Origin of the sequence: Paraprevotella clara YIT 11840 (assembly GCF_000233955.1) — a bacterium.
In the GTDB taxonomy this organism is placed as follows: domain Bacteria; phylum Bacteroidota; class Bacteroidia; order Bacteroidales; family Bacteroidaceae; genus Paraprevotella; species Paraprevotella clara.
Window position 1 is genome coordinate 1 of record NZ_JH376616.1, and the last position, 20,662, is coordinate 20,662.

General features: G+C 46.9%; 16 protein-coding genes. 6 read left to right on the forward strand and 10 right to left on the reverse strand.

All coding sequences use genetic code 11. From position 1 onward, the window contains the following. The 3 genes from HMPREF9441_RS11715 to HMPREF9441_RS11725 all read right to left on the reverse strand — a co-directional run. On the reverse strand, nt 1-475 hold a 475-nt coding region (locus tag HMPREF9441_RS11715), incomplete at its 3' end, for an AAA family ATPase (protein WP_008621408.1). A 63-nt stretch (nt 476-538) separates the two neighbouring features. Then, nucleotides 539-946, reverse strand: coding sequence for a hypothetical protein (locus HMPREF9441_RS11720; RefSeq protein ID WP_008621412.1), 408 nt, complete (start codon nt 944-946; stop codon nt 539-541). 27 nt (nt 947-973) lie between these two features. Continuing rightward, on the reverse strand, nt 974-1,528 hold the full coding sequence (locus HMPREF9441_RS11725) for a UpxY family transcription antiterminator (RefSeq protein WP_008621414.1): 555 nt from the start codon (nt 1,526-1,528) through the stop codon (nt 974-976). A gap of 619 nt (nt 1,529-2,147) precedes the next feature. Between HMPREF9441_RS11725 and HMPREF9441_RS11730 the strand changes: the two genes are divergently transcribed. The 6 genes from HMPREF9441_RS11730 to HMPREF9441_RS11755 are packed head-to-tail and all read left to right on the forward strand — an operon-like array spanning nt 2,148 to nt 8,357. Beyond that, the gene (locus tag HMPREF9441_RS11730; protein WP_008621424.1) at nt 2,148-2,474 is read left to right on the forward strand and encodes a hypothetical protein; all 327 of its coding nucleotides are present in this window, start codon (nt 2,148-2,150) and stop codon (nt 2,472-2,474) included. 17 nt (nt 2,475-2,491) lie between these two features. After that, nucleotides 2,492-4,636 (forward strand): YgiQ family radical SAM protein, encoded by a 2,145-nt coding sequence (locus HMPREF9441_RS11735; RefSeq protein WP_008621425.1) that lies wholly within the window; start codon nt 2,492-2,494, stop codon nt 4,634-4,636. Nucleotides 4,637-4,682: 46 nt separating this feature from the next. Continuing rightward, nucleotides 4,683-5,384 (forward strand): hypothetical protein, encoded by a 702-nt coding sequence (locus HMPREF9441_RS11740; protein WP_008621434.1) that lies wholly within the window; start codon nt 4,683-4,685, stop codon nt 5,382-5,384. A gap of 21 nt (nt 5,385-5,405) precedes the next feature. Further along, on the forward strand, nt 5,406-6,287 hold the full coding sequence (menA, locus tag HMPREF9441_RS11745; protein ID WP_087943206.1) for a 1,4-dihydroxy-2-naphthoate octaprenyltransferase: 882 nt from the start codon (nt 5,406-5,408) through the stop codon (nt 6,285-6,287). Nucleotides 6,288-6,311: 24 nt separating this feature from the next. After that, nucleotides 6,312-8,009: an energy-dependent translational throttle protein EttA gene (gene ettA, locus HMPREF9441_RS11750; protein WP_008621443.1), complete on the forward strand. Its 1,698-nt coding sequence runs from the start codon at nt 6,312-6,314 to the stop codon at nt 8,007-8,009. Between the two features lie 3 nt (nt 8,010-8,012). Then, entirely contained in the window at nt 8,013-8,357 is a 345-nt protein-coding gene (locus HMPREF9441_RS11755) for a translation initiation factor (RefSeq protein ID WP_008621445.1), read from the forward strand. A gap of 63 nt (nt 8,358-8,420) precedes the next feature. Here the strand turns inward: HMPREF9441_RS11755 and HMPREF9441_RS11760 are convergent, their stop codons facing one another. From HMPREF9441_RS11760 to HMPREF9441_RS11790, 7 genes are all read right to left on the reverse strand, one after another. Further along, nucleotides 8,421-8,981 (reverse strand): GrpB family protein, encoded by a 561-nt coding sequence (locus tag HMPREF9441_RS11760; RefSeq protein WP_008621447.1) that lies wholly within the window; start codon nt 8,979-8,981, stop codon nt 8,421-8,423. Nucleotides 8,982-9,060: 79 nt separating this feature from the next. Then, entirely contained in the window at nt 9,061-11,526 is a 2,466-nt protein-coding gene (locus tag HMPREF9441_RS11765; protein WP_008621448.1) for an ATP-dependent helicase, read from the reverse strand. Between the two features lie 95 nt (nt 11,527-11,621). Continuing rightward, entirely contained in the window at nt 11,622-12,263 is a 642-nt protein-coding gene (locus HMPREF9441_RS11770; protein ID WP_008621449.1) for an AbgT family transporter, read from the reverse strand. Beyond that, nucleotides 12,253-12,981, reverse strand: coding sequence for a DUF5932 domain-containing protein (locus HMPREF9441_RS11775; protein WP_008621450.1), 729 nt, complete (start codon nt 12,979-12,981; stop codon nt 12,253-12,255). The genes HMPREF9441_RS11770 and HMPREF9441_RS11775 overlap by 11 nt, the downstream gene beginning before the upstream one ends. A gap of 1 nt (nt 12,982) precedes the next feature. Beyond that, nucleotides 12,983-17,242, reverse strand: coding sequence for a DUF5112 domain-containing protein (locus HMPREF9441_RS11780; RefSeq protein ID WP_244949751.1), 4,260 nt, complete (start codon nt 17,240-17,242; stop codon nt 12,983-12,985). A gap of 41 nt (nt 17,243-17,283) precedes the next feature. After that, a complete protein-coding gene (locus tag HMPREF9441_RS11785) occupies nt 17,284-18,951 on the reverse strand; it encodes a formate--tetrahydrofolate ligase (RefSeq protein ID WP_008621452.1) in 1,668 nt (555 codons plus the stop codon). A gap of 438 nt (nt 18,952-19,389) precedes the next feature. Then, nucleotides 19,390-20,661, reverse strand: coding sequence for a replication-associated recombination protein A (locus HMPREF9441_RS11790; RefSeq protein WP_008621454.1), 1,272 nt, complete (start codon nt 20,659-20,661; stop codon nt 19,390-19,392). Nucleotide 20,662: the final 1 nt, after the last annotated feature.

Sequence of the window (20,662 nt, forward strand, 5' to 3'; positions counted from 1 at the left end):
GCAAGGGCGCATCGTATTCGTCGATGAGCACCACCACTTGACGACCCGTCTGTTCGTAGGCGCGGCGGATGATGCCTTGAAAGCGTTGGTTCACATTTTCCTCACCTTCGCCACGGCCATATACGTTTTCATATTCTATCAGTTTCAAGTTCAACTCGCTTTCCAAACGTTCCTTGTCCACGTGCTTCGCCGTACTCATGTCAAAACGCAAAACGGGATATTCCGTCCATTCCGTCTCCAACCGCTCCACAGCCAAGTCCTTAAACAACTCTTTACGCCCTTCAAAATAGGCTTCCAAAGTACTTGTCAGCAGCGACTTTCCGAATCGACGGGGACGACTCAGGAATATGTAATTTGAGGCAGAATGCACCATACGGTAGACGTATTCCGTCTTGTCTATATACATATAATTTCCCACCCGAATTTTCTCAAACGTCTGTATCCCTATCGGGTAAAGTCTTCCTTGCCTTTCCATGACTATCACTCCTTTATTGCTTCATTACAAAAATAGGTAAAAAGAAGCATTTTCGCCTTGGCTTTAGTTTTTGTTAACGTCATATTTTGAAAGATATTCAGTCCGCCGGTCATGCCAAATGCCGTATTCTCTATTCGTCAATACCGGCATTTTGAATGAAAGTCGGTCGTTCCCCTCCTCCACTTTCGGTAAATCATGGATAAAATGTTCCGATTGTGCTTGGCTGAACGTGGCCATCACTACCGGAAAGGGGAAGCCGGAAAGCCGCATCGGGACTATTTTTGCCTCGGTACAAAGGCGGGACAACTGGCAGGCCGAACGTTCGAATGCCACCCAATGCGTGCCCGTACCATAAAGATGCATCAAGAAAGCATTGCTTTCTTCGCGGCGAAGGATTTCCTTCCATTGTCCTTGCAGTAATGCCAACAGACGGACTCCGGAGGGCTGAGAAGAAGAACACCGGTTTTCCATTTTATGAATCTGGATTTTTTACGCGAATTACAACAATCGGATGTATTCGGGACTTACTTCCACTCCTGCCGATAACAGTCCGGGAAGGTCGATGAACAGGCGTTTCACACGGCTGCCGCGAATAGACAGGAGATGCCCTTCATATCCGTTGAGAGGGCCGCCCACAATGAGGACTTGGCGTCCTATCATCGAAGGGCTTATCTCTCCCGGAAGATAGTAACGGGGACGGAAAGTAGACTCCACTGCACGGATGAAACATTCCATCTCGGCCGTGCGCACAGTCATCGGGGTACAGTATCCGCCACGTACATAGCGGAACTGTAATGTGGGGTCCCTTTCTACTACGGAACGGAGTTCGGAATAACGTTCTCGGACAAACAACAGGTCGCGAAGAAAGGGAACGTCCTTACGTACGCGTTGCCCACGAACCAACGTGACCACCTCGTGCATCGGGGTGAATACGCGCAGCCCCATTTCCGCAAGTTGGCGGTAAGCGGGATGTCTGGCGTTGGAACGTTTCAGATCCCTTAACACGAACCAACATTCCGCTTCGTCATCCGGGAACGGTAAAGAAGCCTCCATAGAATAAAGGATAAAGCATCTAGTCCTGATTGTCCTTAAAATCTATTAGAAACCAATCAGTTACACTTGATTTATAAAAAAGTCGGGACTTTTCCCGCAACGCATTTGAATTCATTTTTCCGGTCGCTCTCTTAGGAAGAGATAAACCTGTGGATGAATAACGCAGTTAATAAATGAGTTATGGCATTCAAGTGTTCGCATAAAAGCTGTTTTTAAAGATTTTGGATTACGGAAACATTGTCACATGCAGCAGGACAAATTTATCCGGAATGAGAAAAATATTTTAAAAACAGCACGTTGGATGAAATATTTTTTATACTTTTGCCGAACAGTTTATCTCTTCCTAAGAGAGCGACCGCTTCTTGCCTGAAAATCACCCTAAGGAGATGCGAAAATCAATCTAAGCCAAACGAAAAATCAATCGCCTGAGAATGAAAAATCATTTGGCGCACAAAAATTCAGCCGGTTTTGAATCCTTAAAATGCCACCTTTTCGTATCTTTGTCTCCACGAAAATAAGATACGGCTCGGCATAGCCAAACTTGAAAAACTTTGTTTTTCGTTTGTCTCTGCACTCGCCTTTCACTATCTTTGTAGCGTAATGTCTAAAAAACAAGAATATGTACGAGATACAGACCAATGCCAAAGGTTCGCGTCAGATGTTTGTCACTGATGAGAATCTCAAAACGATTGAAAAATACGGGCTTTTCCAACAGTTGGTGGACAGTAGCGGCATCATTGACGAGATGGTGTTGGAGAAACTGCGCCTGAACGTTCGTGCCCTGATAGAGGCGGAACCGGACAAGGCAGACCTTGTCGATTTGTGCCAAGGCGTGCTTTTCCATGACAACATGAAGGCATTCGGATTGAACCAGTTAGTCAAATTATACGTAAACTGGCAGGAAACGCATCAGGAGATAGAACAGGCAAACGTATTGGCAGAATAAAGGAAAAGGAGACCTTGATGAAAGATTTCCGTTTGACTGACTGGCTCCCCACGACCAAAAAAGAAATGGAGTTGCGGGGATGGGATTATGTGGACGTTATCCTGTTCTCCGGAGATGCCTACGTGGATCATCCTTCGTTCGGTGCGGCTGTCATCGGGCGCGTTTTGGAAGCCGAAGGCTACCGGGTGGCGATTGTTCCCCAACCGGACTGGCACGGTGATTTCCGCGATTTCAAGAAACTGGGACGACCGCGGCTGTGGTTCGGTGTGGCTCCTGGTTGCATGGATTCGATGGTGAACAAATACACGGCCAACCGCCGCCTGCGGAGCGAGGACGCATATTCGCCGGACGGGCGGCACGACCTTCGTCCGGAATATCCCACGATAGTGTACAGCCAAATCCTGAAACGACTTTATCCCGACGTGCCGGTCATACTGGGGGGAATAGAAGCCTCTCTGCGCCGTCTGACGCATTATGATTACTGGCAGGAGCGGTTCCGCCCGTCCATCTTATGCGACAGCGGAGCCGACATGATTATATATGGCATGGGAGAAAAGGCGGTGGTGGAGATTTCAAACCACCTACAGATGGCCATAGAGGACGGAAATGCCCATCTGGATTATGCGGAGGATGGCACGGCCCGCGTCGGCCTGAAGGCCTTCCGCGACGTGATTACGCATGGGCATTGCGTTCCCCAAACGGTATCTATATATAATAAGGAGGATATTCCCGGCGGAATTGTTGCCGACGACCTCATCCTGCACGCCCATGAGACCTGTCTGAAAGACATGAAGGCGCAGGCCGAAAATTTCCGGCATATTGAGGAAGAAAGTAACAAATACCACGCGCAGCGTATCATCCAGCCCATCGGCGGACGGTACGTGGTGGTCAATCCGCCCTATCCGCCGATGACGCAGGATGAAATCGACCATTCGTTCGACTTGCCCTACACCCGTCTGCCCCATCCCAAATACAAGGGGAAGCGCATCCCGGCGTACGAGATGATCAAGTTTTCGGTAAACCTGCATCGGGGATGTTTCGGAGGATGTGCGTTCTGCACCATTTCCGCCCATCAGGGCAAGTTCATCGTCAACCGCAGCAAGGAAAGTATTCTCAAAGAAGTCAGGCAAATCACGGAAATGCCCGATTTCAAGGGTAATCTTTCCGACTTGGGCGGCCCTTCGGCCAACATGTACGGCATGAAGGGGAAAAACCTGAAGGCGTGCGAGAGGTGCAAGCGTCCGTCGTGCATTCATCCGGAAATATGCCCTAACCTGAATACCGACCACACGGCTTTGCTGGACATTTACCATGCCGTAGACGCTTTGCCGGGCATCAAGCGGAGCTATATCGGCAGCGGGGTGCGTTACGACTTGCTTTTGCATGATGCAAAGGACGCGCGTATCAACCAAGTGAATGCCGAATACACCCGTGAACTGATTACGCGCCACGTAAGCGGCCGGCTGAAGGTTGCTCCGGAGCACACGTCGGATCGTGTGCTTGAGCTGATGCGTAAACCCTCTTTCCGGCAATTCGGGGAGTTTAAGGACATTTTCGATCGTATTAACCGGGAGTCCGGCCTCCGCCAACAAATCATCCCTTACTTTATCAGCAGCCATCCGGGATGTACGGAAGAAGACATGGCGGAGTTAGCTGTACTGACGAAAAGGATGGATTTCCAACTGGAACAGGTGCAAGACTTTACGCCTACGCCCATGACCGTGAGCACCGAGGCTTGGGCCACAGGTTATCATCCTTATACACTCGAACCGGTGTATAGCGCGAAATCGCCTCGTGAAAAACTGGCACAACGGATGTTCTTCTTCTGGTATAAGCCGGAAGAACAGCAAAAAATAAAAGCGGAACTGCGGCGTATCGGAAGAACGGACTTGGCAGACAAGCTTTTCGACCGTACACGTCCGATGGAATGGAATAAAAAAGGTAATGCACATTATGACTTGGAAGGCAGACGACACCGCCCCGAAGACCGGTCCGGTCACAGTCGTCGAACGTTTTCAAAAGGGGAAAATCGCGAGCAAGCGAGCGCAGACCGAGCTTGCTCGAAGTCAGCCGAGCGGGAGCGATTTCTTCAAAATCCCCGAAGAGAAGCAGGAGACGGACGGAACAGGGCTATGCGAAGACGGAATAGCGGAAAGTCGTGACTTTTTTGCGGTTATCGACGGTTCTACCAGTAAAGGGACACTCCGTATGGACGGAAAAAGTTCCGGAAGAATGGCCATGGAAGTGCTTCGTGCATCCATACCCTGTCTTCCAAAAGATGCCGATGCAGCCACGGCGGCAGCTTGCCTCACTTCTGCCATCCGTCATTATTATGAAGTGCACGGGTTATACGAAGAGGCCGCACGCCATGCGGAGAGCCGTATGACGGCCAGTGCGGTGGTTTACTCCGTTCACAGGCATGAAGTTTGGATGATAGGAGATTGTTTGTGCCGTTTCAACGGGATGACTTATACGAATCCTAAACCTACGGACAGCATCCTCGCAGGAATACGCGCCGATGTGCTCCGGCATTTGCTCCGAAAAGGCCATTCCATCGCAGACTTGTGCACTCGCGATGTAGGGCGTGAGTGGATTTGGACGCACTTGAAAGACCAGTGTGCTTTCCAGAATGCCGATGATGCCGGGCCTTTTGGATACGCTGTCCTCGACGGCTTCCCGGTTGACCTGTCCCAGATTCGCGTCTTGCCTCTCCCGTCGGACACCCAAGAATTGATTTTGGCATCGGACGGCTATCCGGTGTTGGCCGATACGTTGGAGGAAACCGAACGGTTATTGGCATGCTCTTTGGCCGAAGACCCGTTACGCATCGGAGAACACCCGTCCACCAAAGGAGTGGCCGCCGGAAACGAGTCTTTTGACGACCGTACCTATTTACGTATAAAATTATAGCGATTCTTACCCATAGCAAATATGTCTCATATCTCCACGAACTCACCGCATGCATGGATTCTGGCCGCACGCCCCAAGACCTTGACGGGAGCGGCCGTACCGGTCATGATCGGGATTTCGGCAGCTTGGGCTGACGGATTCTTCCGTCCGGTTCCGGCCTTATTGTGCTTCCTTTTTGCATTCCTCATGCAAATCGACGCCAATTTCATCAATGATTATTACGATTTCCGGAAAGGGTTGGACGACGAGAAGCGTCTCGGTCCGAAACGCGCCTGTGCCGAAGGTTGGATTACATTGCCTGCCATGCGCCGGGGAATCGTTTGTACCACGCTCCTCTCCTGCCTCACCGGCTTGCCGTTGGTGTGGTACGGCGGATGGACGATGGTGCTCGTCGGGGTATGCTGTGTGGTGTTCTGTTTCCTTTATACCACCTGCATGGCTCGTCTCGGGTTGGGCGACCTGCTCGTACTGGTGTTTTTCGGTCTCGTTCCGGTGGGTGCCACGTACTATCTGCAGAGCGGTACGGTAGTTCCCGAGGTATGGACGTTGTCTTTGGCCTGCGGTCTGGTGATAGACTGCCTGCTCGTAGTGAACAACTATCGTGACCGTGACAACGACAAAGCCGGTGGAAAAATCACTTTAGTCGTACGAATAGGCGAAAAAGCCGCAGAAAATCTTTATCTTTGGCTCGGCATTGCGGCTGTGGGGCTTTGCCAGACGATGTGGCTCTCGGGAAAACCTGTGGCCGCCCTCCTTCCGGTGTGTTATCTCATACCGCATGCCCTCACTTGGAGACGCATGACGGGACTCAAGCGAGGCCGGGAACTGAACGGCGTATTAGGCGAAACGGCACGCAACATCTTCCTGTTCGGGGCATTTCTTTCCATCGGATTATTCATTTAACTCCATAAAAACAAAAAACAACTTATGGCAACAGTAGACGACAAGAAAATCATTTTTTCCATGGTCGGCGTGAGTAAGACCATCCGCCAGACCAACAAACAAGTGTTGAAGAACATCTACCTGAGTTTCTTCTATGGGGCTAAAATCGGCATTATCGGTTTGAACGGTTCCGGAAAATCCACCTTGATGAAAATTATCGCAGGACTGGACAAGGATTTCCAAGGCGAAGTGGTATTCTCGCCGGGGTACAGCGTGGGATATCTGCCTCAGGAACCGCAGTTGGATCCGTCCAAAACCGTGAAGGAAGTGGTCATGGAGGGTGTGCAGCCTATCGTGGACGCCCTGACGGAATATGAAGAAATCAACCAGAAATTCGGTCTTCCGGAATATTACGAGGATGAAGATAAGATGAATGCCTTGTTTGCCCGTCAGGGGGAATTACAGGACATCATCGACGCTACGGATGCCTGGAATCTGGACAGCAAATTGGAACGTGCCATGGATGCTTTGCGCTGTCCACCGGCCGACCAGTCGGTGGAAAACCTTTCGGGAGGAGAACGCCGACGCGTGGCACTTTGCCGCCTCTTGTTGCAGAAACCGGACGTGTTGTTGCTCGACGAGCCGACCAACCATTTGGATGCCGAAAGCATCGACTGGCTGGAGCAGCATTTAAACCAATACGAAGGCACGGTAATTGCCGTGACGCACGACCGTTATTTCTTGGACGACGTGGCCGGATGGATTCTGGAACTTGACCGCGGCGAGGGCATTCCCTGGAAAGGTAATTATTCTTCTTGGTTGGAACAGAAGACCAAACGCATGGAACAGGAGGAGAAGACAGCCAGCAAGCGGCGGAAGACTTTGGAACGCGAATTGGAATGGGTGCGTATGGCACCGAAGGCACGGCAGGCCAAGGGTAAAGCCCGTCTGAATTCATACGACAAATTGCTTAACGAGGATCAGAAGGAGAAAGAGGAAAAGTTGGAAATCTTCATTCCGAACGGTCCGCGTTTGGGTAACAAGGTTATCGAAGCGCAACACGTGCAGAAGGCTTTTGGCGATAAGATATTGTTCAATGACCTGAATTTCATGCTTCCGCCCAACGGTATCGTGGGCGTCATCGGTCCCAACGGCGCGGGTAAGACCACGCTTTTCCGTTTGATTATGGGGTTGGAACATGCAGACGGCGGTACGTTCGAAGTCGGTGAAACCGTCAAATTAGCCTACGTAGACCAGACGCATAAGGACATTTCTCCGGAAAAGAGCGTGTATGAAGTCATGAGCGGCGGTAACGAATTGATGCGTATGGGAAACCGCGACATCAATGTCCGTGCATACCTGAGCCGGTTCAATTTCTCCGGAGCCGACCAAGAAAAGAAATGCGGCGTACTCTCCGGAGGTGAGCGCAACCGTTTGCATTTGGCCATGGCCCTGAAAGAAGAGGGTAACGTGTTGCTGCTCGACGAACCGACGAACGACATCGACGTGAACACGCTCCGGGCTTTGGAAGAAGGTCTGGAGGAATTTGCCGGTTGTGCTGTGGTTATCAGCCATGACCGTTGGTTCCTCGACCGTATCTGTACGCACATTCTTGCTTTCGAAGGCGATGGCAATGTATTATTCTTCGAGGGCAGCTACTCGGAGTACGAAAGCAACAAGATGAAACGTCTCGGACTGGAAGAACCGAAACGCATCCGTTACCGGAAACTGATGGAGGATTAAGCCATGCCGGCAAAGGACAACGACTGGAAATCGAGATTGGGGATGGTGTATTCCACCAACCCTGATTTCGCATTCGATAGCGGCGAGGAAAAGGAGGCTGACACGCCTCCCAAAAACCGACAGAAACTGAGAGTGGGTATCGAACGCAAGAATCGCGGTGGAAAAGTGGTCACCGTGGTGAAAGGCTTCGTCGGTGCAGAGGCCGCCTTGAAAGAACTGGGGCGGATGCTGAAGACGAAGTGCGGCGTAGGCGGTGCCGTGAAAGACGGTGAAATCATCATTCAGGGGGAATGGAAGCAGCGTATAGTGGAACTGCTTTGTGCCGATGGTTATACGGACGTGAAATGACTTTATAAAAATAGCCGGAGAACTCATTTCCTCCGGCTATTTTTTTATTGATTATGGCTTTGATTAATATCTATCTCCATATTCCAACTTTGCTTTCTCGGTGTACTTTTGAATGAAATCTGTTTTAGAATTTGTATAATCATCTCTATTAAATTCATATTTCTTCCATAATTTCAATTTCATTCTCTCGTACTCGATAGCAATATTGGCATGCTCAATAAGATAATCTCTAAAATATAACTCATCATTATCCCCAATATATCTTAGGTGTAGGTGAAACACCCTCTCGGCAAACCCTTCTTCTGTATATCCCTTGTTAAAAGAAAGTCTATCAGAAGTTTCAGACATACAAGTATAACCGCTTTTTACAATCACTTCTTTATAGTCAAATAAGCAATAATCTTTTGAAATCTCTACGAGAATATCAATAATTGGTTTTGCATAAATAGAATTAATAGCTGTACTTCCCATATGGCTTATTCTCTCTATTTTAGGAACTCTGTTTTTCAAAAAGCTCTCTTCATCAGTGTACCATTCTTTCCAATAGGGCTGATGCTCTGTCAAATAGATGGGAAATAGCTTCCATAATTCTTCTAAACTCATTTCAGATAATTTCTTCTCCATTTTTTCTTCCCGTTAAATTCCGATTTGTCGCTTATAATACTCTCCGGCAATGAAAATCCAAATACTATTTTTTATCGCTTTATTCTGCCGACATGATTTTAAAGCGGGCAAACCGCAACAGCAGTTGCTTGGTGCCCGTATTTTGAAACTCCACGGTGGCTTTGGTGTTCTCTCCGCTGCCTTCGACAGCTTTCACCACTCCCATACCAAAACGTTCATGCTCAATCCGCATGCCTGCCCGTAGCTCACTGTTATCTCCGGTTGATGACGGTGGCGACGGAACAACGGGATGCCCTGTGTCGTCGTGCTTTGCATCTCGTATAGGAACTTGTCGGTTTACGCTTCCCAAAGGTTTCAAACCGGAAATTTTTGCTACTATCGGAGAACTTGTCCCGACACCTTCTCCGTAAGCGCGGTGATGACGTTCCCGATAAGATGTACCGTAATCATCTTCGTCTTCATATTTGCATAATTTGCTCACGCTCGACAGACTCGAGCGGAGCTCGGTCTGCACTCGCTCACTCGCAAAATTCCTTCGCCTTGTCTGTCCGAACGAAAAACCATCTTGAGCATCCATTTCCACATATCGTGGGTCTATGTCTTGTAGAAAACGACTCGGGTTACTGAATTCCGTTTTACCGAAACGATAGCGGCTGCGGGCAAAACTTAGATAACAATAACGTTCTGCACGGGTAATAGCCACATAAAAAAGACGACGTTCTTCTTCCAATGCGCGTTGGCTGTTTCCCACCATCGGACTTGGGAATAGATTTTCTTCCATTCCAACGATAAATACCACCGGAAACTCCAACCCTTTGGCTGAGTGAATCGTCATCAATGTCACTTTGTGTTGTTCGTCACTTTCGTCTTCGTCCAAATCGCTCAATAACGATACTTCTTGCAGGAAATCGCTGAGTCCGGTACTTTGCCCTTCCTCCAAACGTCTGGAGACGAATTCCTGTACGCCATTCAACAGTTCCTGCACATTCTCCTGACGACTCATTCCTTCCGGACTCATATCTTGAAAAATCTCTCTCATTATACCGCTTTCACGGATGATTTCCTGTGTGAGAAAGGCGGCATCCATCAGCTCTGTTTTCTCGATGAAACCGGAGATAATATCCGTGAACGACTTCAATTTACCCATCGTACCCTTGTTTACGGGCAAGGAATGCTCTTCGGGACGAGACACCACTTCCCACAAACTGACTCCGTCTGTGGAAGCTGCGGATACAATCTTATCCACCGTGGTCTGGCCAATCCCTCGTGCCGGATAATTGACGACCCGTTTGAAAGCCTCTTCGTCGTGGGGATTTACGGTCAAACGGCAATAGGCTATCACATCTTTTATCTCCTTTCGTTGGTAGAACGAAAGTCCTCCGTAAATCCGATAAGGCATACCCCGTTTGCGCAAAGCCTCTTCAAAAGTGCGGCTCTGTGCGTTGGTACGGTAAAGAATGGCAAAATCATCATATTCCATTTTTTCTTTTCTCCGCAACGCTGCGATTTGGTTTACCACGATTTCGGCTTCTTCGATATCGCTATAAGCGGAATACACATGAAGGGGCGAACCTTTCTCCTTGTCGCTGAAAACATCCTTCGGTATCTGTCGGTCGTTATGGCTTATCAAACTGTTGGCAGCCGAAACGATTGTCTTTGTAGAACGGTAGTTCTGTTCCAGTTTAAACAACTTCGCATTGTTATATTTCTGCGTGAAATTAAGGATATTATCAATATTTGCTCCACGAAAGCTATAAATGCTTTGTGCATCGTCTCCCACTACGCACACCTGTTGTTGCTTGTGGGTCAATTCCCATATGATACAGTGTTGGGCATAATTCGTGTCCTGATACTCATCCACCAAAACGAAATCGAATTTGTCCGCATATCGCTCGCAGACCTCGGGATGTTCTTTAAGCAATATATAAGTATAGAGCAATAAATCGTCGAAGTCCATCACGTCGGCTTGCTGAAGACGGGACATGTAGCGAAGATAGATTTCTCCCGTCATCGGTATCTTGGCCGCCTGATCCGCCATTCGTACAGCATTGTCGGACAGATAGGCTTCCGGCAGTATCAAGCGGTTTTTGGCGTTGGAAATATGGGCTGCTATGCTTGCCGGTTTATAGGTTTTGTCGTCAAGCCCCATTTCACGGATAACGGTCTTTATCAGATTTCGTGAGTCGGCCTGGTCGTAGATGGTAAAATGGGAAGAAAACCCGATTTTATCGGCTTCCTTCCGCAAGATACGGGAAAAGACGGAGTGAAACGTTCCCATCCATAATCCGGATGCAAGCTCATGGCCTACCAACCGAGCAATACGCTCTTTCATTTCCCGCGCAGCCTTATTGGTGAAAGTCAGTGCCAGAATGTTCCATGGTTTCCATCCTCGCTCCAGTAAATAGGCTATTTTATAGGTTAATACCCGTGTCTTGCCCGACCCTGCTCCGGCTATCACCAACGAAGGGCCTTTGTCGTAACAGACGGCCCGGCGCTGTTCTTCGTTGAGTTCTTCCTCTATCCTTTTCAAAAAATCTTTTATCATGTTTTTTTCTAATACTTACATCAAAATAGATATTTTCGCCAGAAAGCCTAAGGATGACGCCCCTTTAAGCCTTGAAAACTTTCCGCCCATCCTCTTTAGGCTCCGTTCCATACATAGCATAAGGCATTGTAGAGTTGCACGGCCAACATGGAGATGAGAATCCATACATCATAACGTTGGATTCCCCAATACAGTACAGACAAGCATTCCTGCCAGCCTCGTAAATGAAAGCTCAGGACAGCGTATAATAACGAGGTCAGGACAAAACCCAAAGACATAGTTTGCAAGATGCCGGACACGAAAGGAGATGGATAAAGATGTCCTGTCACACTGAGCAATATGGCATATGGTCCGAATAACAAAAGTAGCATTCCCGCTAGGTACAATAACAGGAATGTACCAGCCATAAGGCAAGCCTTACGTTGTCGATAAGTCAGAGATAGCACACCTTTACTGACAGAATCCTCTATAATTTCAGACAAGCCGGAACGCTCTATCGCTCCAAGTACCAAAACGACGGGAAAGACTACGGTCATGAACGGAGAACGGTAACAATCTTGAATATGAAGATAATACCATCGTATTCCCTCGCTGGAAAACAGATTACCCAAAGGAAATCCCGCCGCACTTCCCAACCATGCCAATAAAGGCAAAAGCAGATGTGCAATCAACAAAACGAACAACAGTGCGGAAGCCACACTATGCCCTTTCCGGTATATCATGAATCTATTCCTCATCCGGTTCCAAATGTTCTAAGTCTATAATATGTAATTGTAATGCTTTCACAACCAGGCGGGTGGCATTGATTCCGCCCTTTTCGTTGGTGTCGAATAAGCGTGAAATCAAGTCATTTTGTCTTTTCTCCAAACTCTTTACGCCGAAAGGCATTCCGCGCAAGTTGGTTATCATTTCTTTCGTATAACCCAATGCCAGATGGCGAAGGAAACGTTCGTCATATTCATCGATTTCATAATGGATGAGTGCATCTTTATGTAAACGTTCCGATTCCACAGATTTCATAAAGCGGCTTACGATCTTTTCCAGAATAGGCTCGTTGAAAACAAAATTACGGCCATCCATCACTTGGCGCACATCGTTACGCGTAAGCAGTTCACCTGTTTTCAGGATAATGCCGTTTGCTCCGGCTTTCAATACATCGGCCCACAAGCGTTCGTTCAGTATTTCTCCCGTAAAAATCAGGATACGTAATTCCGGATAGGTCAACCGGACTTGTCTGCAAATGTCCACTCCGATGGTCGTGGAGCCGCCCAGTCCCAAGTCTAATAACAGCAAATCCGGAACTTCTTTCTTAATCAGACACCAAAACTCGCCTTCATTCATTGCTGTTCCGATGATTTCGGCTTCCGGGAGTTCCGTGCGGATGATTTCTTCAGTTCCTTTTAACTCCAGTTTAACGTCTTCGACAATAATGATTTTAAAAGAATCCATTCCCATTTCATCTATATTTAGGTACAGTAAACCATATACTGCATCCGGAAGAATGCACATCAGTCTCGATATTGATACGGCAACCGCAAAAATTATTTAGTTTATCATGTTCTCGAACAATTTCCTTGCACAACAGATAGGGATAATGCTTGACGTCCGGTTGGAATAATATTACAGCTTCTTCCGGTTCATAAATCCGAACGGAGGCCTGCAACGTAAAACGGATAAAACCACCGTCTTCCGATGCACGAAGCGTCAAGCAACCATCTTTTTCACGTTCTGCTAACCGAGCTGCCCATTCTTTCGTCAAGGTCTCCAACATGAAGCGCACCAATGTAGCATCTACATTCATAAAACTATTTTGTTGCAACTCGTCGACAAAAGACAGGCGAAGGGCATAAGCCTTTTTCTTTCTCCAAACTTCTATTGTTTTCATCCACTCTTCTCCGATGATGTGCGGAGAGAGTTTCTCGCATTTAAAGTATCCGGTGTCAATCTGCCGGTCTGCCTGCGCGCACAGCAGAGTGTATATTTCCTTGTAGTATTCGGCAAGCTCCCTTAATGAGTGGATGGATGTTTTCAAATCATGATGTTCCTCTTGTTCTTCCAGTTTCCGTATGATTTGTTTCATACGACTGGGATAATACATCGATTCGTGTTTGATGGTAGAAAGGCAGTTATCCAAAATCTGATTCTGTACTTTGATACGTGTTCTTTCGTACAAAGAACGTTGTTTCTCGTTCTCCGCACTTTCCACATTTTCCAGGTCTTGCCCCCGCTGTATGACAGCTTCATACAATAAAATGGCCAGATAGTTTACGATATAGTTCTCAAAAATGAAATCTTCTTTTTGCATCCGGTAAGTCCCATAGTTGACAGCTACAGAACCGATACAGAGACGTTCGTTCTCGTTCAGGCGAAGAAGCAAAGGATAAATCTGAGTGTTGGACATTTCATCAAAAACAGCATTTTCCGTTTCATAAGCCTGACTGAGTAGAGAATCTGCCAATACTCCATAGTCTTCCTTTCCTTGTAAAAACGTTCCTATTTTCTCTCCTTTTCCCCGATATAGCAACAGCCGGACGCTATTTATTTCATGCAATTCCTTAAGCCTGGACAACACGACTGATAAGAGTTGAGACATCAATTCGTCCGTACGTCCGGGACGTGCATACATTTCGATGACATTCAGCATGGCATGATTGGTTTCAAGGACCTGCATCACGCTGAAACGAAACAGAATTCGCCGACGAAAATAAACAATGTATATCAGGACGGAAAAAATAAAGAGCATAAAGACCAATAAGGCCAGACTGACCGATAAGTTTATTTGTGTGTTTCGTTGTCGGGCGTAGAATTCCTCCAAAGAATCGTCTTTGGTCAATAGCTTATATAAATGTGTGAACTGTCTGTTATTGAACTCATACTTCTCCCAATCATGTAACGCCAATGCCGCAATGGCCATTTCATTTCGACATCCCATGATCAGGAAGTAGTCTGCCTTCACTCCTAAAGATAACCATTCCAGTTCCTCCATGCCGTTTCCCGTAGCAGTCAGTTGGCGGCTTACGCATTCTTCCGGTAAGAAATCTTCATAATAACGGTTGATATATTTAAAGGTGGAATCGGCATATTGCATACTGCGGTCATAATCACCGTGAACATTGGCAAAATAGACCGAATCGGCATAAAACACGGCCCATTTAAGTTCTCCATAATTCATGTCTGCCTCTTCATGAGTTGGAGCATTACCGATATTAGGCCGGATAGCATACGTATACTGACCGCAAGTGAGTAAATAGAAAATAAACGTCAGTACCATCATGCCCTTTCGTCTTATTCCCTTAGGTAAGCGAAAAGAAAAACAGCTTCCTTTATTTTCTTCACTTTCGATATGGAAACAGCATACTTTAAAGAACTCTCCCGACTTCTTGTACTTTTCGATAATACCTTTGCAATTCAACAAGCCAAAGCCGCTTCCTTTTTCATGGCGTACGGTCGAAGAATTGACACCTATCTGTTGAGCATCATAGATTTTTGAAGATAAAATCAATGCTATCTCAGACTCCGTAAGTCCACATCCCGTATCTGAGACCTTAATTTCCACAGCATCCGCCAATTCTGTTGCACATACCGTGACTTGCCCTCCCGAAGGCGTGAATTTACGTGCATTGTCTGTCAGAGTGTTGAGCATGAAAAAGGTTAGGGCACGGTCTGCTTTTACCCATGCGTCCGTCGGTTCCACTAAAAAGTCAATACCTTTGCGTTTGAAATTATACTGGCCCTTATCCAGAAACTTGAATAAGTCTTGTAGCGGAAAACTTTCTATTGTCAGTTCCAACTCGCCCCGGTTCATACGAATCCATTCGGCGAGTACATCATTGTAGCAATTGATTTCGTCTGCAAGTTCACCTATATAGGTCAAAGTACCTCGGTCATATTCATTTTTGCTTTCCATCCGGCGTACCACATACAAAATACGGTCGATAAAAGGCATGATGGAATGTACTAAAGAAACTTTCGCCCGTTTGGATATGTTTTTCTTCTTGTCGCGGGCTATTTGCCTTTCGCTTTGCAGATATTCTTCACGAAGCTGCATCCTTTCCTCATCCATTCGGTCGGACAGGATGCGGTTCTTTTCCGTCCATTTGATATAAGGGCGGAGGATTTCATGAAGGATTCGTTTTTCCTTTTTTATCCAAGGATAGGCATTGAGCACTTCTTCCAGTCCTTCTTCCGATTTGGTGAAAGCTACCTCCATAAACCATTCGGACATATCTTTCAATAAAGAATATTGTTTGGCATCCCGCAGTTTCCATTTGCGTGCATATAAAAAGAGGAAAAAGCCACAAACAAGAGTCAGTAAAATAATAGCTCCCAGAAGTGTGTTTAATATCTTGTTGTCTTGCGCCACCATATCTACACGGCTTTCGAGAGATTTGTCTTGACGGGTAAAATCCATCAAGTCCAGATACAGATTTCGGTTGTAATCTGATTTCTGTTTGTCATTCAGCGCACTGTACGTCGCACTTAAACGTTCCCGGATGTAGGTCAGATAGCCCGGAACGGTTTGGAATTCACTGTCTTTCGACCATAACATGTCTACTGCCGAGTCTTTCCGGCTTTCAAAAGACGTCAGCAATCGTTCTTTGTCTTCCGGATAATAAATTTGATGATGAAGATTCAAATAAGACAAAGCCGTCTCGAAGCAATTCAAAGCCCTATAATATTCCCCTTTGGCAAACATAGTATTTCCCAACACTCGGAATCCGTTAATCTTAAGCAACAGATTTCCGCATTGTTCGGCATTGGACAAAGCCTTTTGGGCTAATGCCGTAGACAGACGCAGGGATACAGGGAATCCGGCCTCATTAAGTTTCTCCGTAACTAATGAGTTGTACAAATAATCCAATTCAACTTTACGGTAGGTCTTGATGATATCATAGTTTTTCGGTTGGGCAAACATCTCCGAAAAGACTTGTTCCAACATGGAGGAAAAGTAAATGTTACCGAGACGCTCAGCGAAAGAGTAGGCCAGATAGAAATAATCGAATGCATCTACTACACGCTCTTTCCCCAGGTCCAAACGATTTTGGCAAATCAAACCGTTCAGGTAATAATAGTAAATAAGTAAAGCTTTATTTTGACGTATATATCCATCCGTATCAATTACCGAAAGTTCCTTTTCAGCCTCTTGCTCTTGCATCAGATTGATATAGTTGGTAGCCGTGGTCAAACTGAATTCCGTCATGGCGTAGTCCAACCGTTCTTTATTACGGCCTTTCACTTCATCATATTCTTCTCTGATACGTTGAATCCTTTCAAGTGCGCGGTTATAATAATCGAAGAACAAACGGTTTTGTGCGGCACGTTGGCATATCATCATCATATTCACTTCGCTCACCAGCAATTCTATCTGGTTACTGGTGGACTGCTGAATCCGATTGTACAAATCCATACACTCATCAAAGTCCATTCGCAAGAAGCAAATGAACATTTGATGATTTAAGGCCTCGCTTCGTCCGTCCGCATAATTCCGGGCCATACGGGCTGCTTTCCGGGCAAACAGTAACGCACTGTCCGGATGGACGTAGCGCACCAAACGAGCTTTAGTATTCAGGGAATCTACTTTTCCGACTCTTGTGATGTCCGGACGTGAAGAAGCATACCAATGATATCCGACTCCTATACATAATCCTAATATGACAGACACGCATATAGCCGAAAGATTCTTTCTTCCTGTTATACAAAACGTCGGCTTTCTCATATACCCTATAGATCAGGTCCCGTGATGTTCGCCCAAATGTGTCAAGAAAGCCCTTCTATTCTTCCGTCGATTAAATCAATCCGTTCCGCTTGGGGAGATTTCGGCAATCCGGGCATTCTCAATATATCTCCGGCTATCAGTACGATCATTTCGGCTCCGCAATTGACTACTATATCCCGAATTTGCACTTTGAATCCGTGAGGCACTCCGTATGCATGGGCATCTGCCGAAAATGAATATTGCGTTTTGGCTATACAGACGGGATAATCCTCTATACCCAACTGACGTACCCTTTCCAACATTTTACGGGCTGCGGTTGAGAAAACGACACCGTCGGCTCCATACACTTGACGAACTACTTTTTCCGCTTTCGTCTCGATATTATCACGGTCTGTATAGGAGAACACGACCGGACGGGATGGGCGGTTGGCGATAGTGTCCACCACAAGTTCGGCCAGCTCAACTGCTCCCTTTCCGCCTTCCGAGAAAGCATTGTTCACGGCAAAGCCTACTCCCATATTCTCACAATGCTCGCGGCACAACTCTATTTCCGAATCCACATCCGTTGCATAACGATTGAAACAAACCACTACCGTCTGCCCGAAGGCCTGCATGTTCCTGATATGCTTGTCCAGATTCTCAAAACCCTTCTTCAACCCTTCCGAATGAGGCTTCTTAATATCTTCCAACGCTACCCCACCGTGCATTTTCAAACCTTGGGTCGTAGCGACAAGTATGGTGAGTTTGGGATTCAAACCGGACTCCCGGCATTTGATATTGAAGAACTTTTCCGCCCCCAAATCTGCCCCGAAACCGGCCTCCGTCACCACATAATCCGCGTACGTCATAGCCAGTTTGGTGGCCAATATGGAGTTGCATCCGTGTGCGATATTGGCAAAAGGTCCTCCGTGCACGATAGCCGGTGTGTTTTCCGTGGTTTGCACCAAATTGGGATGTAAGGCGTCTTTTAAAAGTACGCATATTGCCCCGGCCACTCCCATGTCTTTTACGCGGAACGGTTTTCCCTCGATTGTAGTGCCCAACAATATGTTCTCGATTCTGCGGCGCAGGTCATGTTCATCTTTCGACAAGCAAAGAATCGCCATGATTTCAGATGCCGGAGTAATGTCGAAACCGCTTTCCATCGTGACCCCATTCGTCTTGGCTCCCAGTCCGGTTACGACATAACGCAAGTTTCGGTCGTTAATGTCCAACACGCGTTTCCACAAAATTTCTTTCATGGCAAAACCTTCATCCCGATGCTGATAGATGTAGTTGTCCAATAAAGCGGCAATCATATTATGAGCCGAAGTAACGGCATGAAAATCCCCCGTAAAATGCAAGTTGATTTTGTCCATCGGCAATATCTGGGCATAACCGCCTCCAGCCGCACCACCTTTCAAACCGAAACACGGGCCGAGAGAGGGTTCTCTCAAAGCCACGATGTTCTTTTTCCCAATGTAGCTTAGTCCCAAAGCCAAACCTACCGAAACGGTAGTCTTGCCTATACCGGCCTTCGTGGGAGTAATGGCCGTAACCAAAATCAAATTACTGTTTTCGACTTTTTTCTCGTCAATCAGTGATTCCGGCACTTTGGAAATATATTTTCCATAATGTTCCAATTCATCCACAGGAATCTGTACTTGGCGGGCAATGTCTTCAATCGGCTTCAATCGGCACTCGCGGGCAATTTCTATATCGCTTTTCATCTGTATTTGTAGCGTTTTCTATTTAACAATGTAGATATGAAAAGACAAAGTTAGCAAAATTCCATGGAACGACCTCACAAAAAACACAGATTAGCGCAATAGAATTTGCAAAAACATCCTTCATCCTTCAGGATAGAGCCTATCATATTCATAATGAAAATATTGAAACCTGAAAGATGTTTCAGTCATCCTTCAGCCGCCTGTCATTTCAATCTCCTGAGATAGGAAAATCGTTCGGCTGAAGAAACACTTTTTTTCTCTGCCGAACGATTCAATAACGTAAGCCAAACTTTCCACTGTTCACGGTCATGAAAGGAAACTGAAAGATGACTCTTTTATCCTTCATTCCGTAACACACTATACGTCAACAGATTGCCTTTTACTCTGAAAGATGAAAGGTGTTTTCATAAACTCCGTGGAGAGGAGACAAGGCAAAAATTATTTATAGCGGTCTTTCCATAAATGCAGCATCCGTTCCTGCAATTTAGCTTCCGCCGCATTCTCTTGGGCATGCCAGATTCTTTTGTTACGAATGTCGTCGGGTAAAAATTGCTGTTCCACGAAATGCCCCTGATAGTCATGTGCATACTTATAGTCCTTGCCGTACCCCAATTCTTCCATAAGTTGGGTAGGCGCATTGCGCAAGTGCAACGGTACAGGCAAATTCCCGGTTTGCCGTACGAGCTGCAAGGCATCATTGATACCCTTATAAGCCGAGTTGCTTTTCGGACTGGTTGCCAGATAAACCGTAGCCTCGGCCAAAGGGATACGCCCTTCCGGCCATCCTATCTTCATGACAGCTTCAAAAGCGGCATTGGCCAAAAGTAGTGCATTCGGATTGGCCAAACCTATGTCTTCACTGGCGGAAATGACCAGTCGCCGCGCAATAAACGAGGGGTCTTCCCCACCTTCTATCATTCGTGCCAACCAGTACAAAGCGGCGTCCGGGTCGCTTCCCCGAATACTTTTGATGAAAGCCGATATGATGTCATAGTGCAATTCTCCACCCTTATCGTATGCCAACGGGTTTTGCTGAAGTCTTCCGGCTACGACGGCGTCCGTGATAACCACTTGGTCCGTTCCGTCAGCCTCTACCACCAGTTCAAGAATATTCAGCAGCTTGCGGGCGTCTCCTCCGCTATACCGGAGCATGGCATCCGTTTCGCGAAATTCGATATGTTTCGTTTTCAGTATGATATCTCTTTCCACAGCCTTGTGCAGCAATTCCAGCAGGTCATCTTTCGTCAGACTTTTCAAGACATACAACTGGCAACGGGACAAAAGCGGGCGTATGACCTCGAAAGACGGATTTTCCGTCGTGGCTCCGATCAGCGTGACTGTTCCCTGCTCCACAGCCCCCAAGAGAGAGTCCTGCTGGGATTTGCTGAAACGATGGATTTCGTCAATGAAAAGAATCGGACTGGCCTGGGTAAAGAAACGATTGTTCCGCGCCTTTTCTATCACCTCGCGGACATCCTTCACACCACTTGTTACCGCACTCAGCGTGTAAAACGGCGTTTCGAGCCTGTGGGCAATGATTTGCGCCAAAGTTGTTTTGCCGACACCCGGCGGTCCCCATAAAATAAATGAAGAAATACGACCCGAATCTATCATCTTACGTAAAACGGCATCCGAACCGACCAAATGCTTTTGTCCGATGTAATCGTCCAGCGTTTGCGGACGTAATCTTTCTGCCAAAGGTGCTGCCATG

What these genes read in the sequence shown, in the direction of transcription:
- HMPREF9441_RS11720 (WP_008621412.1), bottom strand. Translation starts at nt 946, where the DNA reads ATGGAAAACCGGTGTTCTTCTTCTCAGCCCTCCGGAGTCCGTCTGTTG.
- HMPREF9441_RS11725 (WP_008621414.1), bottom strand. Translation starts at nt 1,528, where the DNA reads ATGGAGGCTTCTTTACCGTTCCCGGATGACGAAGCGGAATGTTGGTTC.
- HMPREF9441_RS11730 (WP_008621424.1), top strand. Translation starts at nt 2,148, where the DNA reads ATGTACGAGATACAGACCAATGCCAAAGGTTCGCGTCAGATGTTTGTC.
- HMPREF9441_RS11735 (WP_008621425.1), top strand. Translation starts at nt 2,492, where the DNA reads ATGAAAGATTTCCGTTTGACTGACTGGCTCCCCACGACCAAAAAAGAA.
- HMPREF9441_RS11740 (WP_008621434.1), top strand. Translation starts at nt 4,683, where the DNA reads ATGGACGGAAAAAGTTCCGGAAGAATGGCCATGGAAGTGCTTCGTGCA.
- menA (WP_087943206.1), top strand. Translation starts at nt 5,406, where the DNA reads ATGTCTCATATCTCCACGAACTCACCGCATGCATGGATTCTGGCCGCA.
- ettA (WP_008621443.1), top strand. Translation starts at nt 6,312, where the DNA reads ATGGCAACAGTAGACGACAAGAAAATCATTTTTTCCATGGTCGGCGTG.
- HMPREF9441_RS11755 (WP_008621445.1), top strand. Translation starts at nt 8,013, where the DNA reads ATGCCGGCAAAGGACAACGACTGGAAATCGAGATTGGGGATGGTGTAT.
- HMPREF9441_RS11760 (WP_008621447.1), bottom strand. Translation starts at nt 8,981, where the DNA reads ATGGAGAAGAAATTATCTGAAATGAGTTTAGAAGAATTATGGAAGCTA.
- HMPREF9441_RS11765 (WP_008621448.1), bottom strand. Translation starts at nt 11,526, where the DNA reads ATGATAAAAGATTTTTTGAAAAGGATAGAGGAAGAACTCAACGAAGAA.
- HMPREF9441_RS11770 (WP_008621449.1), bottom strand. Translation starts at nt 12,263, where the DNA reads ATGAGGAATAGATTCATGATATACCGGAAAGGGCATAGTGTGGCTTCC.
- HMPREF9441_RS11775 (WP_008621450.1), bottom strand. Translation starts at nt 12,981, where the DNA reads ATGGGAATGGATTCTTTTAAAATCATTATTGTCGAAGACGTTAAACTG.
- HMPREF9441_RS11780 (WP_244949751.1), bottom strand. Translation starts at nt 17,242, where the DNA reads ATGAGAAAGCCGACGTTTTGTATAACAGGAAGAAAGAATCTTTCGGCT.
- HMPREF9441_RS11785 (WP_008621452.1), bottom strand. Translation starts at nt 18,951, where the DNA reads ATGAAAAGCGATATAGAAATTGCCCGCGAGTGCCGATTGAAGCCGATT.
- HMPREF9441_RS11790 (WP_008621454.1), bottom strand. Translation starts at nt 20,661, where the DNA reads ATGGCAGCACCTTTGGCAGAAAGATTACGTCCGCAAACGCTGGACGAT.